This is a genomic window from Rathayibacter sp. AY1C1 (genome assembly GCF_002932105.1).
In the GTDB taxonomy this organism is placed as follows: domain Bacteria; phylum Actinomycetota; class Actinomycetes; order Actinomycetales; family Microbacteriaceae; genus Rathayibacter.
Genome location: NZ_PSWH01000028.1, coordinates 1 through 15541, shown reverse-complemented (window position 1 = coordinate 15541; position 15541 = coordinate 1). Strand labels below are relative to the sequence as shown.

Genomic DNA, 15541 nt, shown 5'->3' with positions numbered 1-15541 from the left:
GAGGATGGGCCCGCGGGCCGCGGGGGCGCCGCACGGAGGCGGGCGGGGCGGCGGATGATCCACGGGGGAGCGGGCGGCGCCGGGCGGCCTCCGGTGGCGCTCGCGACCAACAACGGCGACATCGGCGGCGGCGAGGTGATGCTGCTGAGCATCGCGGAGGCGCTCGAGGCGCTCGAGGTCCCGGTCGTGGTCGTCGGCCCCTCGGAGCCGCGTGCGCTCGTCGTCGCCGCCCTCGCCGCCGGCCACCGGGTCGTCGAGCTCGAGGCCACGGGCAGACCCGCCTGGATGCGCGCGCTGCGGCGCTGGGACGCCTCCTCCCGCGAGGGCGTGCTGTGGTGCAACGGGCTGGTGCCGGCCGTCGCGACCGCAGGGCGTCCGCGGCGGATCGTGCATCTGCACCAGCGCCCGTCCGGCCTGCAGCGGCTGCTCGCGCCCGTGGCCCGCCGCGGCGCGCTGGCGACCCTCGTCCCCTCCCGCTACCTGGCGGGGGTCGTCCCCGGGTCGACCGTGCTGCCGAACTGGAGCCGCCGCGTCGACCTGCCGGAGGCGCGGCCGCGGGAGGACGGGACGACCGTCCTCGGCTTCCTCGGGCGTCCCTCGCTCGCGAAGGGGGTGCGGGTCCTCACCGAGGCGCTGGCGCTGCTGGAGGCCGGGGAACCGGGCGCGTATCGCCTGGTGCTGGCGGGCGAGCCCCGGTTCGTGGCGGAGCGGGAGCGTCGCGAGGTGGAGGCGGCCCTCGCTCCGGTCGCCGCTCTGGTGGACCGGCCGGGGTGGATCGAGCCCGGCGACCTCTTCTCGCGGATCGACCTCCTGGTGGTGCCGTCGGTGCAGCCGGAGTCGTTCGGCCTGGTCGTGACGGAGGCGATGTCGGCCGGCGTCCCCGTGGTGGTGAGCGATAGCGGTGCGCTCCCCGAGGTCGTCGGCCCGTCGATCGACGCCACGTTCCGAGCCGGGGATCCGCGGGCTCTGGCCGAGCTGATCAGAGCCCGGAAGAAGAGAGGACTATCGGAGTCGCGGGAGAGGGATCGTGCCCGCTGGAACGATTCCTACTCCCCGTCCTCCGGGAAGTCGGCTATCGACGGACTTCTGGCGCGGATGGCCCTCTCCGATGATTCCTGATCCTCCCGCCAGGAGACCGATCCGCTTTCCGGGGAATGCCGCGGGGAGCCTCTCCTCCTCCCTCGGGAAAGGACGACGATGACCCGCGAACCGGAAGTCCTCAGAGTGCTCGGACTGTTCCTCAAGCACTCGACACTGCGCCTGGCTCCGGGCGAGCCCTTCGCCCGCGGGAGGCTGCCGTACCGGGCCGACCTCCTCCGGGACGACTCGACGCGGCTCCTCGTCCCCGGTCACGCGTCTCGGCCCGCGCACGTGAAGCTCCGCGACGTCGTGGAGCACCGCACGGGGCTGAACGTGGACACGCAGCTGCGCGCGCTCCGGGCGGTCCGCTCGGCCGACGCGGTGCTCTGCGTGCTCGAGCCGGAGGCGGGCCTCCCCGCCCTGCTCCGGCGCGCGCGGCTCGGGCCGTACGGCCGCACGCCGCTCGTGGTCCTCTCCTGCTGGTGGGCGGAGGAGCTGCTCACCGGCTCGCCGGAGCGGCGCCGACAGGTGGTCCGGCTGCTCCATGGCGTGGACCGGCTCGTCGTGCTCAGCGAGAACCAGCGCGAGGTCTTCGCCCGCCACGGCGTCGACGAGCGGCGGATCGCACCGGTGCTCTTCGGGGTCGACTCCGACTACTACCGGCCCGTTCCGCCGCGTCCGAAGCGGTTCGAGGTGCTCGCCGTCGGTGTCGACCGCGGGCGCGACTTCGACTCGCTGGTCGCCGCCGCCGAGCGCCTGCCGCACCGGCGGTTCGACATCGTGACCACTCCTGCGCGGCGGCCGTCCCGGGCGCTGCCGGCCAACGTCGTCCTGCACGACCCCGTCCCGGTCGATCGGCACCGCGACAACCTGCGCGACGCCGAGCTCGTCGTCGTCACCAGCCACGACCTCGCCTACCCGACGGGCCAGAGCGTCCTGCTGGAGGCCTCCGGCTGCGGGACCTGCACGGCGGTCACCGCGAGCGCCGCGATGACCGGCTACATCCGCGACGGCGAGACGTCCTTCGCGCTGCCCCTGCACGATCCAGCGGGGATCGCGGCGGTGCTGGAGGCGGTGCTGAGCGACGACGGGAAGCGGGCCGAGGTCGCCCGCGCGGGCCGGGAGCGGGTGCTGGCCGGGCTGAACGCGCGGCGCATGTGGGCGGGCGTCCGCGCGGTACTCCGCGACGCGGTCCGCGAGCGCGGCCGCGCCTGAGCGGCGGTCGACCGGAGCCGCACCGGGCGACCTCCGCCCCACCGGGAAGGGCCCGCCGACCGGGACCTCCGCGCCCCGGATCCGTGGATCCGCGCCGGATCGGGTGGACGCGGGAGGCGCTACTCCGGCGGCAGAGCGCGGGCGCGGGCGGACCGCTCCGCGAGCAGAGCGAGACCCGCGCCGATCACGACGAACGAGATCGGGGCGAAGAACACCTCGCCCAGCTGCGTCGCGCACAGCAGCACCAGGATGCTCGCCGCGCCGACCGCGTGCCCCGGGCGGCTCCCGGCCCCGGCGGCCGTGGTCGCGAAGCCGGCCACGAGCACGGTGCCGACGACGCCGACGAGCAGCACGACGCCGCCCTCGGCCATCAGCGCCAGGTAGGAGTTGTGGAAGAACCAGTCGATCCCGTCGACCCGCGCGGTCGCCTCTCCGAGCCCGGAGCCGGTCCACGGCGAGAGCGCCACCTTGTCGACCGAGGCGTCGAGGATGCGGGCGCGCAGGGCGTCGGAGCCGGCCCGCTCCACCCCGTAGTCGCCGGCCGTCGCCAGGTTCCGCTCGGCCCAGAGGAACAGCAGGACGAGGCCGCCGCCGAGGAGCGCGCGGAAGAGCAGGCGCAGGTACGGCGCCGCGACGAGCCACACGAGCGCGCAGGCGTAGGCCGCCATGGACGTGCGGGAGTCGGTGGCGACGACCGCGGCGGCCCCGAGCGCGAGCACGCCGACCCGCAGCCACAGCCGCGAGCTGAGCGCCGAGACCAGCAGCGCCGCCGCTCCGTAGACGAGACCGGCCACGTTCTTGTCCTGCAGGTAGCCGGTCAGGGCGCCCTGGTAGCTGTCCGGGGCGAGTCCCGCGACGAACAGCACGGCGTTCAGCGACAGCGCCGCGGCGAGTCCTTTGAGCCCCGAGACCACGTCGATCCGCCCGCTCGCGAGGAAGCCCGCGGCGAGCATGACGAGCGCGATGTTCGCCGCCCGGCGCAGGGCGTCGAGGCCGTCGAAGGACGAGCCGGCGAGGACGAAGGCGAGCAGGGCGAGGCACAGCCACGGGTACCAGGCGGCCCGTCCGAGACGGCGGGTGGGCCGCCGGAAGAGGCTGACGAGGACCAGGGCGGCCAGCGCCGTCTGGGCCAGCGGGACGCTCCCCGGGAGGAAGGGGGTGGGGAGCCGGTAGACCAGGAGGCCCATCAGGACGGCATCGAGTATCCGAGCGGAATGTGCTATCGGAAAGGCCTCGTGAACGAGCGGGGAACGCCTCTCGACGACGATCTCTCCCCCTGGCGCGGACATGTCGTCATCCTCGCAGAAAGGGCCTCCCGAGGGGTCGGGGACCGCCTAGGGAAAGGCGCTCCGCATTGCTAGCGTGACCGACACCTCAGCATCGTCGTGCGGCGCATGCGCGGCACGCAGAAAGGTGCGCAGTGACTGTCGTCGATCTCATCGCATTCATCCGGCGGAACTGGCGGACCCTCGTGGGCGCCGTGCTCGTCGGAGCTCTGGCGATGGCCGCCTTCTCGTTCCTCACTCCGAAGGTCTACGAGTCGAGCTCGGCCGGATTCGTGATCGCCGCGAGCGACGGCAGCTCGGCCGATGCGATCAGCGGGTCGCAGACCGCGGTGACCCGGGCGAACGCCTACCTGCCGCTGATCTCGAGCAGCGCCGTCTCCGAGCGGATCGAGGCCGACCCGGAGGCGAACCCCGGCGGAGAGGCCCTGAGCGGCCGCCTCACCGCGAGGGTCGCTCCGGGCAGCACCCTGATCGAGGTCACCGCCGCGGCCGGGACCGCGCAGAACGCCGCAGCCCTGGCCAACGGGGCGCTCGCGGCGCTGGCGGCCGTCATCACCGACATCGAGACGCAGTCCACCGCCGACCGCACACCGCAGATCACCGTCGTCCCGCTCGAGAACGCGGAGCCGCCCGCCGCCCCGACGAGCCCCGACTGGGTGCGGAACATCCTGCTCGGCGCCCTGGGCGGCCTGGTGCTCGGCTTCGGTCTCGCCTTCCTCCGCCGGGCCCTCGACATCCGCGTGCGGACCGTCGACGACCTCACCGAGCTCTTCGGCGTCGGCGTCCTCGGGCGCATCCCCAAGGCCGGACGCCCGGGCCGGACCGGCGGCCGCCGCGGCACCGACGCGCTCACCGCGGAGGCGTTCCGCTCGCTCCGGACGGGCCTGCGCTTCTCCAGCGTCGACGAGGAGACGCGCAGCGTCGTGATCACCAGCGCCAACCAGGCCGAGGGCAAGTCCACGATCGCCGCCGGACTGGCCCGCGTCACCGCGGAGTCCGGGCAGCGCACCCTCCTGGTCGACGCGGACCTCCGCCGGCCCTCCGTGGCGCGGATGCTGGACATCGACGGCGCCATCGGCCTCAGCGAGGTCCTCAGCCACCAGATCCCTGTGGACGACGCGATCCGCCCCACCGGCACCGCGGGCCTCTACGCCCTCCCGGCCGGGCACATCCCGCCGAACCCGTCCGAGATGCTCGGCTCCGAGGCGATGCGCGCCCTGGTCGCGCGCCTCTCGAAGGACTACTTCGTCATCATCGACGCGCCGCCCGTGCTGCCCGTCACCGACGCCTCCATCGTCGCGACCGTCGTCGACGGCGTCGTCTTCGTCGTCGCCTCGAACCAGACGCACCGGCCCGAGGTGGTCGCCGCCCGGCGGATCGTCCAGCAGGTCCGCGCCCGCGTGCTCGGCACCGTGCTCAACATGGTCACCGCCCGTGACGGCGACACCGGGTACTACTACTACGACCGCAAGAACGCGTACTACGCCGAGCCGCAGCCGGCGACGGGGCGCAAGCGCGCGGCGGCGGCACCGCGCCGGTCCGAGCTCGCCCCGGTGGAGTCGCGGGCCCTGCCTCCGCAGACGTCCCGCCGGGCGGCTCGATGAGCGGGCGCCTGCTCCTGCTCTGCCATGCGAACGTGGCCCGGTCGCCCTCGGCCGAGCTGATCGCGGCGCGCCTGCTCGGCGCCGGCTCCGACTGGCGGGTCGAGAGCGCGGGAACGCACGCGGAGGCCGGCCGCGGGCTCGACCCCGAGCTCAGCGATGCGCTGCGGGCCCGCGGACTCTCCACGGCCGGGCACCGCGCGCGCCAGGCCGACGGCCGGATGCTCGCCGGCACCGATCCCGTGCTGGTGTTCGAGGCGGGCCAGCGGGAGTGGGTCACCCGCCACTTCCCGGCCGCCGCGCGCCGCACCACCACGGTCCGCCGGGCGGCGCGGCTGGCGGGAGCCGCCCCCGGCGTCCCGCTCCTGCGGCTGCTCGCCGACGACACCGCCCCCTACGGCGCCGAGGACGACTTCGCCGACCCGTTCGGGCGCGGACCGGACGTCGCCGCGGCGGCCGTCGAGGACATCGACGCCCTGCTCCGGGTGATCCTCCCCGCTCTCGGTGCTCTGCCCGTCGGCGCGGAGCCCCCGGCCGCCACCGTCCGGAGCACCCGCCGCTCGCTCCGCCGGGACCGCGCCGCCGAGACGGTCGCGAGGTGACCGCCGAGGGGGTGAGCGTCGTGATCCCGCACTACGGCGACCCCGCGCCCGCGCTCGCCCTCGTCGAGCGGCTCCGCAGCCAGGAGTCGCCCCCCGCCCTCGAGATCGTCGTCGTCGACGACGCCTCCCCGGTCCCGTTCCCGGCCGGGATCGACGGAGTGGAGGTCGTGCGGCGCGAGCGGAACGGCGGCTTCGGCGCCGCGGTGAACACGGGCGCCGCCCGGGCGCGCCACCCGCTGCTCCTGGTGCTCAACAGCGACCTCGTCGTCGGACCCTCCTTCCTCCGCGACCTGCTCGAGGCGGGACGGCCGTGGCTGCCCGCGGTCGTCGCTCCGGACCTCGTCGACGCGGGCGGGGAGCGGCAGTGGGTCGGCCGGCGCTTCCCGCGGCTGCGCCACTACGTCGTGGAGTGGCTCACTCCGCTCGCGCGCTGGCGCCCGCGGCTGCACGCCGCCGTCGGCCACGACACCCGGTGCGCCCCGGGCGCGACGGTGCCGGTGGACTGGGTGGTGGGCGCCGTGATGCTGCTGCCGGTGGCCGAGTTCCGCGCGGTCGGCGGGTTCGACGAGTCCTTCCACATGAACTGCGAGGAGGTCGACCTCCAGCGCCGGCTGCGCGAGCGCGGCGTGCCCTCGGTCTTCGCCGGCTCCGTCGTCGCCGAGCACACGGGAGGCGGCTCCTCCGACCCCGCGCGCCGGCTGATCTGGCTGGTCGCCTCGCGCCTGCGCTACGCCCGCAAGTGGGGCGGGCGCCCCGCCGCCCTCGCCGCGGCCCTGCGCGCCGCCTCCGCCGTGAACCTCGCCGCCAACGCGGTGCGTGCCGCCGCCGGCAGCGACGTGCGCCCGCTGGCCGTCCTCCGGCGCGAGCTCCGGCTCGTCGCCGCCGCCGAGGCGGCGTCCCGGTGAGCGGGCCCGTGCTCGTGGTGAGCCCGGTCTTCCACGGCTACTGGGAGGCGCTCGAATCGGCGCTGGCCCACCTGGGCGACGACGTGGTCGTCCACCGCTACGACGCCGCGACCGGGCTGGGCCACGTGCGCGACGCACTCGGCCACCGGCTCCCCGGGGGCCGGCTCCGGCGCTCGTCGATGCGCGCCGAGACCGACCGCGCGATCGCGGCGCTGCGGGCCGTCCGGCCCCGGGCCGTCCTCGTGGTGAAGGGCGACTCCCTCGGCGACGCCTGGTGGGAGGAGATCGGCCGCGCCGGCGTCCCCGTGGTGCTCTGGCTCTACGACGAGCTCCGCAACATGGGGCACCCCGTCGACCGTCTGCGCTCCCTCGCCGGGGAGGCGGTGTCGATCGTCAGCTACTCCGTCGCCGACGTCGCCGAGCTCGTCCGCGCGGGGGTTCCGGCCGGGCACCTGCCCGACGCCTTCGACTCCCTCCTCTCCTTCCGCCCCCGCCCCTCCTCCGCGGTGACCTTCGTCGGCGCCCGCTACCCCGAGCGCGAGCGCGTGCTGCGGGAGCTCGCGGCCGGTGGGGTCGCGGTCGAGGCGTACGGGCGGCAGTGGTCGCGCCATCCCTGGGACGTGGCGCGCACCGGCCGCTGGCGCTCGGCCGGCGTCCCCGCCCGCCGCGACGTCCCGCGGGCGGGCTACTACGGAGTGATGGCCGGCTCGACCGCGACCCTGGCGCTGCACGGCGCGGGCCACGGCGGGCTCTCGATGCGCGCCTTCGAGGCGCCGGGCGTCGGGGCGCTGACCCTGATCGACCGGCCCGAGGTGGCGGAGTTCTACGAGGTGGGCAGCGAGGTGCTCGTCTTCGAGGAGCGCGACCAGCTCGTCGAGCACGTGCGGCGGGCGGGCGCGGACCCCTCGTGGGCGCGGCGCATCCGCGAGGCGGGCGCGCGCCGCACCGGCGCCGAGCACACCTTCGTGCACCGGATGCGGGAGGTGAGGGCCCTGTGGCGCTGACGCACCCGACCGACCTGGAGGCCTGGCGCCGCTGGCAGCGCGGCCGCGACCCGCTGCGCACCGCCCGGGCGGCGCTGCGGGGCTCCGAGCCGACCCGCCTGGTGCTGCACGTGCGCGGCGACCGGCCCGCGGTCCTGCTCGCGGTGGAGGCGTCGACGGCGAGCGCCCTCGCTTCGACCGCGGCCTCGCTCGCTCCTCTCGGCGGGGCTCCGGCGGCGGTCCTCGCTCCCTCCGGAGCCGGCGACGCGCTGTCCGGGCTGCTGCCGGGCCGCTGGAGGGCGCACCCGGTCGACCCGGAGGCGGACCCGCCCGCCGAGCTGCGGGGCCTCCGCGCCGTGATCGCCACCGGCCACTTCCTCGCGGCGGGAGCGGCCGCCCACCGCTGGTCCGGAATCCTCGGCGCCCGCTTCCTGGTCGTGCAGCACGGCCTGCTCACCCCCTCCGCCCCGCCGCTCCCGCCCGGAGCGACGCTGCTGGCGTTCTCGGAGGAGGACGCGGCCTTCTGGACCTCCGGCCGCAGCGACGTGGAGACCGAGGTCGTCGGCAGCCAGCTGCTCTGGACCGCGTCGCGCCGCCCGCGCCCCGAGCGGCTCGAGGAGCGGCCCCTGTTCCTCGGCCAGCTGCACGGCGCGGAGCTGCCCCGGCGGACGGCCGCGGCCACCGCCTCCCGCTTCTGCCGCGAGGCGGGCGCCGACTACCGCCCCCACCCCGCCGAGGTCGACCGCCGCTCGCGCTGGCAGCACGCGCGGTGGGAGCGCCGCGGCATCCGGGTGCTCCGCGGCGGCGACCTCGCCGCGCAGGCCCGGCCGGTCGCCTCGATCTTCTCGACCGGGGTCCTCGAGGCCGCGGCCGCCGGGATCCCCGCGTGGGTCGTCTGCGAGGACCCGCCCGCCTGGGTGCTCGAGTTCTGGAGCCGGTACCGGCTCGCGCGCTGGGGCGGGCAGACGCCGACCGCGGCTCCGCCCGTCCCGTCCGTCGAGCCGGCCGTCGCCGTCGCCCGCCGGGCACTCGCCATCGCCGAAGGAGGCACCCCGTGACCGTTCTCTGCGTCATCCCCGTGCGCGGGGGCTCGAAGGGCGTCCCGCGCAAGAACGCCCGCCCCGTCGCGGGCCGCCCGCTGGTGGTCTGGAGCATCGAGCAGGCGCTCGCCGCCGGTCTCGACGTGCTCGTGTCGACCGACGACCCCGAGCTGGCCGCGATCGCGGAGGGGGCGGGAGCGGACGTGCCGTTCCTCCGGCCCGCCGAGCTGGCGCGCGACGAGACGGCGACCGAGCCCGTCGTGCTCCACGCGATCGAGCACCGGGCCGCGCTGGGCCGCCGCCCGGACGCGGTGATGCTCCTCCAGGCGACCTCGCCGATCCGGCTCCCGGGCACCCTCGCCCGCGCGCTCGAGCAGTTCGCCTCGACGGGGGTCGACTCGCTGGTGGGCGTCGTCCCGCAGACGCCGTTCCTCTGGCGGCTGCAGGAGGGCGCCTCCGTGCCGCAGTACGACGTCACGGCCCGGCCGCGGCGCCAGGACCTCGCCGAGGCCGACTTCTTCTACCGGGAGACCGGGTCCCTCTACCTCACCCGCACCGAGGTCTACGAGCGCGAGCGCAACCGGATCGGCGGCCGGGTCGGCCTGTTCGTCATGGACGAGGCGGAGGGCGGGGACATCGACACCGAGGCGGACCTCGCGGTGGTCGAGCAGACCCTCCTCGGCCTGTCGGCGGGAGGCGGCGCATGATCATCGACCGGCACCTCGCCCCGTTCATCGTCTTCGCCGAGGACCCGGTGCTCACCGCGCTGGCCAAGATCAACGCGAACAAGCAGCGGATCGTCTTCTGCGTCGACGGGCACGGGATCCTCCGCGGGTCGGTGTCCGACGGCGACTTCCGCCGCTGGATCATCGCGAACCCGACGGCCTCCCTCGACGTCCCGGCCCTCGCCGTCGCGAACACCGCCGTCCGCACGGCGGGAGCGGACGAGCCGGCCACCGCGATCGCCGCCCGGCTCGGCCGCGACGGGATCAGCCACCTCCCGCTCGTCGACGATCGCGGGCACCTCGTCGCGATCGCGGTCGAGGGCGACCGGGCGCTGCGGATCGGCCGCCACGAGGTGGGCGACGGCCACCCGGCCTTCCTGATCGCGGAGATCGGCAACAACCACAACGGCTCGGTCGATCTGGCGCGGCGGCTGGTCGACCTCGCGGTCGAGGCGGGCGCCGACGCGGTGAAGTTCCAGCTGCGCGACCTCGACTCCCTCTACCGGCGCGCCGGCGGGGCCACCGCGGGGGAGGACCTCGGCGCCCAGTACACGATCGACCTCCTGCGCCGCTTCTCGCTGCCCGCCGAGCCGCTCCTCCGGGTCTTCGACCACGCGGCCGAGGCCGGGATCGACGTCCTCTGCACCCCGTGGGACGCCCCGAGCGTGCAGGCCCTCGTCGACTACGGGATCCCGGGCCTCAAGATCGCCTCGGCGGACCTCACCAACCACGGCCTGATCGAGGACGCCGGCACCCGGGGGCTGCCCCTGCTGCTCAGCACCGGGATGTCCCGCGAGTCCGAGATCCTCGAGTCGGTCGCGCTGCTGCGCTCGCTCGGCACCTCCTTCGCCCTGCTGCACACCCAGTCGACGTACCCGGCGCCCTACCGCGACCTCAACCTCGCCTACCTCGACCGGCTCGCCGAGATCGGCGGCGGCGTCGTCGGCTACTCCGGCCACGAGCGGGGCTGGCACGTCCCCGTCGCCGCGGTCGCCCGCGGGGCCCGCATCGTCGAGAAGCACTTCACGGTCGACCGGGGGATGGAGGGCAACGACCACACGGTGTCCCTGCTCCCGGACGAGTTCCGCCGCATGGTCGGCGAGATCCGCGACATCGAGGACTCGCTCGGCACGCGCGACGCCCGATCGGTCTCGACGGGGGAGTCGATGAACCGCGTCTCGCTCGCGAAGTCGCTGGTCGCCTCCCGCGACCTCTCGATCGGGGACGTGGTGCGCGCCGCCGACGTCGTCGTCCGCAGCCCCGGCCGGGGCCTCCAGCCCAACGAGCTGCCGCAGCTGCTCGGCCGCGCCCTCCACCGCGACGTCGAGGAGGGCGGGTTCTTCTTCGCCGGCGATCTGCGCGAGAGCACGCCGTCCGGTCGGCCGTTCCGGTTCCGCCGCCCCTGGGGCCTGCCGGTGCGGTACCACGACCACGCGGCGCTCGCCGCGGAGTCGAACGCCGACTTCCTCGAGTTCCACTTCTCGTACCGCGACCTCGAGATCGAGCCGGACGACGTGTTCACCCGCCGCCTCGACTCCGGCTTCACCACCCACCTGCCGGACCTGTTCGCGGGCGACTTCCTCGTCGACCTCGCCTCCTTCGACGATGACGTGTGGGAGCGCTCGATCGCGGAGGTGCAGCGCACCGTCGAGACCACCCGGAGCCTCGCGCGCTGGTTCCGCCAGGAGGAGGACCCGATGATGGTCGTCACGATGGGCGGCTTCACCCGGCACGCGCACGTGGCTCCGGATCAGCGCGCTCCCCTCTACGAGCGCGTCGCCGACGCCCTCGAGCGGATCGACGCGAGCGGCGTCCGCGTGCTGGCGCAGACCCTCCCGCCCTACCCGTGGCTCATGGGCGGGCAGCAGTTCCACAACCTCTTCGTGGACCCGCGCGACACCGCCGAGTTCGCGGCCGCGACCGGCACGCCGCTCTGCCTCGACGCCTCGCACACCAAGCTCGCAGCGAACCACCTCGGGCTCGCCTTCTCGGAGGCGGTGACGCTGCTCGCTCCGCTCAGCGCGCACCTGCACCTCGTCGACGCGACGGGTGTCGACGGCGAGGGGGTGCAGATCGGCGAGGGCGAGATCGACTGGCCGGACTTCGCGGCGTCGCTCGACGAGCTGGCGCCCGGGGTGCCGTTCATCCCCGAGATCTGGCAGGGGCACGTGAACAGCGGCGAGGGCTTCTGGACCGCGCTCGAGCGGCTGGAGGAGTGGCTGTGACCCCGCTCGCGCTCTGGGCGGTGCCGGTCGGCGAGTTCGGCGGGGTGGCCCGCCACGTCCTCGACGCCGCTCGGCACGGGATCCCCGGCCACCGCCTCGTCGTGCTCTGCCCGGAGGGAGCACTCGCCGAGCGGCTGCGGGAGCAGGGCTCGGCCGTGACGACCGGGCGCTTCGGAGCGTCCGCCGGCGCCGCCGCCTCCGTGGCGACCCTGCGCGCGACCGCGGCGGCTCTCCGCCCGGCGGTCGTCCACTCCCACCTCGCCCACGCCGACCTCGTGACCGCGGCGACCCCGCTGCCCCGCGGGGTCCGCCGCGTCACGACGGAGCACGGCATCGCCGGGCCCGACGTCTACCACCGCACCGCACTGCGGGCGCGGACGACCGCGGCGGCGCACCACGCGCGGCTGCAGTCGTTCCACGGCGCGATCGCCGTCTCGGAGGCCACCCGCCGCACCATGATCGAGAAGTGGCGGCCGAGCCTGCCGGTGCAGGTCGTGCTGAACGGAGTCGACGCCGCGCCCCGCGACCGCGAGCCGGGGGAGCCGGGCTCCCTCCGGGTCCTCTCGCTCGCGCGCCTGGCGCCGGAGAAGCGCCTGGACGCGCTGCTCGAGGCCTTCGCGGTGCTGCACCGGCGCGTCCCCGGCGCCACGCTGACCGTCGCGGGCGAGGGACCGCTCGACGGCGCCCTGCGCGCCCGGGCCGAGCGGCTCGGCCTCGGCGACGCGGTGTCCTTCCCCGGCTTCGCCGATCCGGAGGCGGCGCTCGCCGCGGCGGACGTCGTCGCCCAGCTCTCGGTCTGGGAGAACTGCTCCTACACGCTGCTCGATGCGGCCGCCCGCGGGATCGGCGTGGTCGCCTCCGCGGTGGGCGGGAACCCCGAGATCGTCGAGCGGGACTCGCTGGTCGACGCCGACGACCCGGAGGCGGTGGCCGCGGCGCTGGAGCGGCAGGCGTCGAGGGCCGCGGCTCCTCGTGCCGTGCGGGACGTCTCCGCCATGTGCGGCGGGATCGCCGCCGTGTACGAGGGGGTGGCGGCGTGAGCGGCGGGTCCCTGCGACCGGGGCTGCGCACCCTCCTCTCGCTGGCCGGCGCCGCCTCTCCGGGGTGGATCACCGCCGCCGTCGCGGGCTCCCTCGCGCTCGCGGTCCTCGACACCCTGGGCGTCGCCGCGATGGTGCCGCTCATGGCGCTGCTCACCGGGACCGACACCACCACGGGCGCGCTCGGAGTCCTCTCCGGCGTCCTCGGCTCGACGGACGTCCAGACCCTCCTCCCGATCATCGCCGGCTTCGTCGCGGTCGTCTTCGTGCTCAAGAGCGCCGGGACGATCGTCTTCCGGTGGTGGCTGCTCGGCCGCACCACGCGGATCTCGGCCGACGCTGCGACGGAGCTGCTGCGGCGGTACGTCCTCGCGCCCTACGCCGTCCACCGCTCCCGGCGCCTCGCCGAGGTGTACCGGACCATCAACGACGCCAGCGCGCAGGCGGCCGGCGTGCTGCTCGGCGTGATCGGCATCGCCTCCGACCTGCTGGTGCTCGTCGCGATCGTGGCGATCCTGCTGGTCGCCTCGCCGGTCGCGACCCTGTTCGCGGCCGTCTTCTTCGCGGTGCTGCTCGGCGGCGTCCAGGCCCTCCTGCGGCGGCGGCAGGGCCGGATCGGCGAGGAGATGGCGGAGGCGGCGCTGGAGTCGTGGCAGTTCCTGCTCCCCTCGCTCGACGGGTTCCGCGAGGCGCGCCTCACGTCGAGCGCGGCGAGCCTGGTCGCCGGCTTCAGCGGGGCCAAGCGCCGCAGCGCCCAGGCTCTGCGCTCCCTCTCGCTCGTCTCGGAGCTGCCGAAGTACCTGCTCGAGATCGGCTTCGTCGTCGCCGTCGTGGGCGTCTCGGGGATCCTCGTCGCCACCGGCTCCGGCGCCGAGGCGCTCTCCGTCCTGGGCGTCTTCGCGGCCGCCTCCCTCCGCGCCCTGCCGACGCTCAACCGCGTCTCGGCCACGTTCGCGATCGTGCGCAGCGGGCAGGCGGGGCTGCGGATCGTCTCCGAGGCGGCCGAGGAGCTCGCCTCCGAGGGGGCGCACGACGAGACGCCCGGGCCGGGCGGCCGCTACTCCGGCGACATCGCGCTCGAGCACGTCACGTACCGCTACGCCGACTCCGACGTGGACGTGGTGCGGGACGTCTCGCTGGTGATCCAGCGGAACGCCACGACCGCCTTCGTCGGATCCAGCGGCGCCGGCAAGAGCACCCTCCTCGACCTGGTCCTCGGCCTGCTCCCGCCCACGAGCGGTCGGATCCTCTGCGGCGGGCGGCCGATCGACGAGGACCCGGCGGCCTGGTACGCGGGGCTCGGCGTGGTGCCGCAGGACGTGTTCCTCCTGGACGCGACCGTCGCCGCGAACGTCGCCTTCGGGGTGCCGGCGGCCGAGGTCGACCACGAGCGCGTGCGCGAGGTGCTGCGGACGGCGCAGCTCGAGGAGTTCGTCGGCGGGCTGCCGCAGGGTCTGGACACCCGCGTGGGCGAGCGCGGCGTCCGCCTCTCCGGCGGCCAGCGCCAGCGGCTCGGCCTCGCCCGGGCGCTGTACCGGCGCCCCTCGGTCCTCGTCCTCGACGAGGCGACCTCGGCGCTCGACAACCGCACGGAGCACGAGATCTCGCGGGCCGTCGCCGAGCTGCACGGCAGCATGACCGTCCTCGTGGTCGCCCACCGGCTCTCGACCGTGCGCGGCGCCGACCGGCTGCTCTTCCTCGACGGCGGCCGGATCGAGGGGGCCGGCACCTTCGAGGAGGTGCGGGCCGCGCACCCCGGCTTCGCCCAGCTCGTGGCGCTCGGAGAGCTCTCGTGAGCGGGGGAGGCCCGCGGTGGTGACGCTCGGCGACGTCCGCTCGGCACTGCTGGCGCCCCTCCGCCGAAAGGGCACGACGATGCTGCTGCCCGGCGAGTCGTTCGGGATCGGGAACCTCGCCTACTTCTGGCTGCAGGCCCACGCCCGTCGGAGCCGCGGGGTGCCGACCGCGGTGCGCGCGACGCGGAGGACCGCGGAGTGGGCGGAGGTCTTCCCGCGGGTCCTCGAGGAGCTCGTGGTGCCCCCGGCGGAGATGTCGTTCTTCAGCCCCCGCGAGCTCGGGAGCGTCCACCAGGAGCTCGGCGTGGAGTTCACAGCGGACGAGCTGGCGGACTTCGTCGCGACGATGCTGCTCCCGCCCGGCGGCCCCTTCACCGCTCTGGCGGCGGCGGCGCGACCGGAGGCGGACCTCACCGTGAACATCCGGCGCGGCGACTACTACAGCGTCCCGGCCTTCCGCGGCCGCTACTCCTTCGACGTGGTCGAGTACGTCGACGCGGCGCTCGCCCTGGCCCGCGAGCGGGAGCCCGTGCGCAGCGTCCTGATCGTGTCGGACGACCTCGACTGGTGCCGGGTGAAGCTGGCCCGCGTCCTCGAGGGCCTCGAGGTGCGCTTCCCGGGGGCGGGGACGCCGGTGCCGCAGCAGCTCGCCCTGCTGGCCGCGTCCCGCCGCCTGGTGCTGACGAACTCGACCTTCTCGTACTGGGGCGCGCATCTCGGCGACCACGTGCACGGCGGCGCCGACGTGATCGCGCCGTGGTTCCACAGCCGCGCGTGGAACGGAGGGGCGGCGACGCAGCTCGACCCGCGCTGGCGGGTGGTCCGCGACCTCCCCGGCGGCTGGGACGGCTGACGCGGAGAGTCGGAGTCCGGCGGCTGCGCGGGGCTCGCGGGTACCGGCGGGGGCTGCGGGCGGGCGGCTCCGAGGGGGCGAGACGGGAGCGGAGGGGGGGCGCGGCGGGCACTACGACGTGTCGGACGCGGGCTCGGCCCTGCTCGACATCTCGGGCAACGGACGCAACGCCACCCTGACCGGCCTCACC

At 75.5% G+C, this 15541-nt stretch carries 13 protein-coding genes; 12 read left to right on the top strand and 1 reads right to left on the bottom strand.

Annotated features, from left to right (window positions below; all coding sequences use genetic code 11):
• Positions 1 to 54: 54 nt before the first annotated feature.
• Together C5C71_RS12890 and C5C71_RS12885 are read left to right on the top strand one after the other, a co-directional pair.
• On the top strand, positions 55 to 1119 hold the full coding sequence (locus C5C71_RS12890) for a glycosyltransferase family 4 protein (RefSeq protein ID WP_104247944.1): 1065 nt from the start codon (positions 55 to 57) through the stop codon (positions 1117 to 1119).
• 78 nt (positions 1120 to 1197) lie between these two features.
• A complete protein-coding gene (locus C5C71_RS12885; protein ID WP_104337831.1) occupies positions 1198 to 2295 on the top strand; it encodes a glycosyltransferase family 4 protein in 1098 nt (365 codons plus the stop codon).
• A gap of 119 nt (positions 2296 to 2414) precedes the next feature.
• Here C5C71_RS12885 and C5C71_RS12880 read toward each other — a convergent pair whose 3' ends face one another.
• Positions 2415 to 3482: an O-antigen ligase family protein gene (locus tag C5C71_RS12880; protein WP_104337830.1), complete on the bottom strand. Its 1068-nt coding sequence runs from the start codon at positions 3480 to 3482 to the stop codon at positions 2415 to 2417.
• A 233-nt stretch (positions 3483 to 3715) separates the two neighbouring features.
• Here C5C71_RS12880 and C5C71_RS12875 point away from each other — a divergent pair, with 233 nt between their 5' ends.
• Genes C5C71_RS12875 through C5C71_RS12830 form a run of 10 tightly spaced genes read left to right on the top strand, consistent with a single transcriptional unit; the run spans position 3716 to position 15351 of the window.
• Positions 3716 to 5185, top strand: coding sequence for a polysaccharide biosynthesis tyrosine autokinase (locus C5C71_RS12875; RefSeq protein WP_104247947.1), 1470 nt, complete (start codon positions 3716 to 3718; stop codon positions 5183 to 5185).
• Positions 5182 to 5784 (top strand): hypothetical protein, encoded by a 603-nt coding sequence (locus C5C71_RS12870; RefSeq protein WP_104227202.1) that lies wholly within the window; start codon positions 5182 to 5184, stop codon positions 5782 to 5784. Before C5C71_RS12875 ends, C5C71_RS12870 begins: the two co-directional genes overlap by 4 nt.
• Positions 5781 to 6689 carry a glycosyltransferase family 2 protein gene (locus C5C71_RS12865; RefSeq protein WP_104297711.1) on the top strand — a complete coding sequence of 303 codons (909 nt, stop codon included), beginning with the start codon at positions 5781 to 5783 and terminating at the stop codon, positions 6687 to 6689. Before C5C71_RS12870 ends, C5C71_RS12865 begins: the two co-directional genes overlap by 4 nt.
• Positions 6686 to 7693 carry a glycosyltransferase gene (locus C5C71_RS12860; protein WP_104263340.1) on the top strand — a complete coding sequence of 336 codons (1008 nt, stop codon included), beginning with the start codon at positions 6686 to 6688 and terminating at the stop codon, positions 7691 to 7693. The genes C5C71_RS12865 and C5C71_RS12860 overlap by 4 nt, the downstream gene beginning before the upstream one ends.
• The gene (locus C5C71_RS12855; RefSeq protein ID WP_104337829.1) at positions 7684 to 8730 is read left to right on the top strand and encodes a hypothetical protein; all 1047 of its coding nucleotides are present in this window, start codon (positions 7684 to 7686) and stop codon (positions 8728 to 8730) included. Before C5C71_RS12860 ends, C5C71_RS12855 begins: the two co-directional genes overlap by 10 nt.
• Positions 8727 to 9419 carry a cytidylyltransferase domain-containing protein gene (locus C5C71_RS12850; protein ID WP_104273571.1) on the top strand — a complete coding sequence of 231 codons (693 nt, stop codon included), beginning with the start codon at positions 8727 to 8729 and terminating at the stop codon, positions 9417 to 9419. The genes C5C71_RS12855 and C5C71_RS12850 overlap by 4 nt, the downstream gene beginning before the upstream one ends.
• Entirely contained in the window at positions 9416 to 11662 is a 2247-nt protein-coding gene (locus C5C71_RS12845; RefSeq protein WP_104337828.1) for an N-acetylneuraminate synthase family protein, read from the top strand. The genes C5C71_RS12850 and C5C71_RS12845 overlap by 4 nt, the downstream gene beginning before the upstream one ends.
• Positions 11659 to 12702, top strand: a complete 1044-nt coding sequence (locus C5C71_RS12840) for a glycosyltransferase family 4 protein (RefSeq protein ID WP_104337827.1) — start codon at positions 11659 to 11661, stop codon at positions 12700 to 12702. The genes C5C71_RS12845 and C5C71_RS12840 overlap by 4 nt, the downstream gene beginning before the upstream one ends.
• Positions 12699 to 14498 carry an ABC transporter ATP-binding protein gene (locus C5C71_RS12835; protein WP_104224510.1) on the top strand — a complete coding sequence of 600 codons (1800 nt, stop codon included), beginning with the start codon at positions 12699 to 12701 and terminating at the stop codon, positions 14496 to 14498. Before C5C71_RS12840 ends, C5C71_RS12835 begins: the two co-directional genes overlap by 4 nt.
• Before the next feature lie 16 nt (positions 14499 to 14514).
• The gene (locus C5C71_RS12830; RefSeq protein ID WP_104337826.1) at positions 14515 to 15351 is read left to right on the top strand and encodes an alpha-1,2-fucosyltransferase; all 837 of its coding nucleotides are present in this window, start codon (positions 14515 to 14517) and stop codon (positions 15349 to 15351) included.
• The last annotated feature ends 190 nt before the right edge of the window (positions 15352 to 15541 follow it).

Coding starts and splice junctions, on each gene's coding strand:
- C5C71_RS12890 (WP_104247944.1), top strand. CDS start 55: ATGATCCACGGGGGAGCGGGCGGCGCCGGGCGGCCTCCGGTGGCGCTC.
- C5C71_RS12885 (WP_104337831.1), top strand. CDS start 1,198: ATGACCCGCGAACCGGAAGTCCTCAGAGTGCTCGGACTGTTCCTCAAG.
- C5C71_RS12880 (WP_104337830.1), bottom strand. CDS start 3,482: ATGGGCCTCCTGGTCTACCGGCTCCCCACCCCCTTCCTCCCGGGGAGC.
- C5C71_RS12870 (WP_104227202.1), top strand. CDS start 5,182: ATGAGCGGGCGCCTGCTCCTGCTCTGCCATGCGAACGTGGCCCGGTCG.
- C5C71_RS12845 (WP_104337828.1), top strand. CDS start 9,416: ATGATCATCGACCGGCACCTCGCCCCGTTCATCGTCTTCGCCGAGGAC.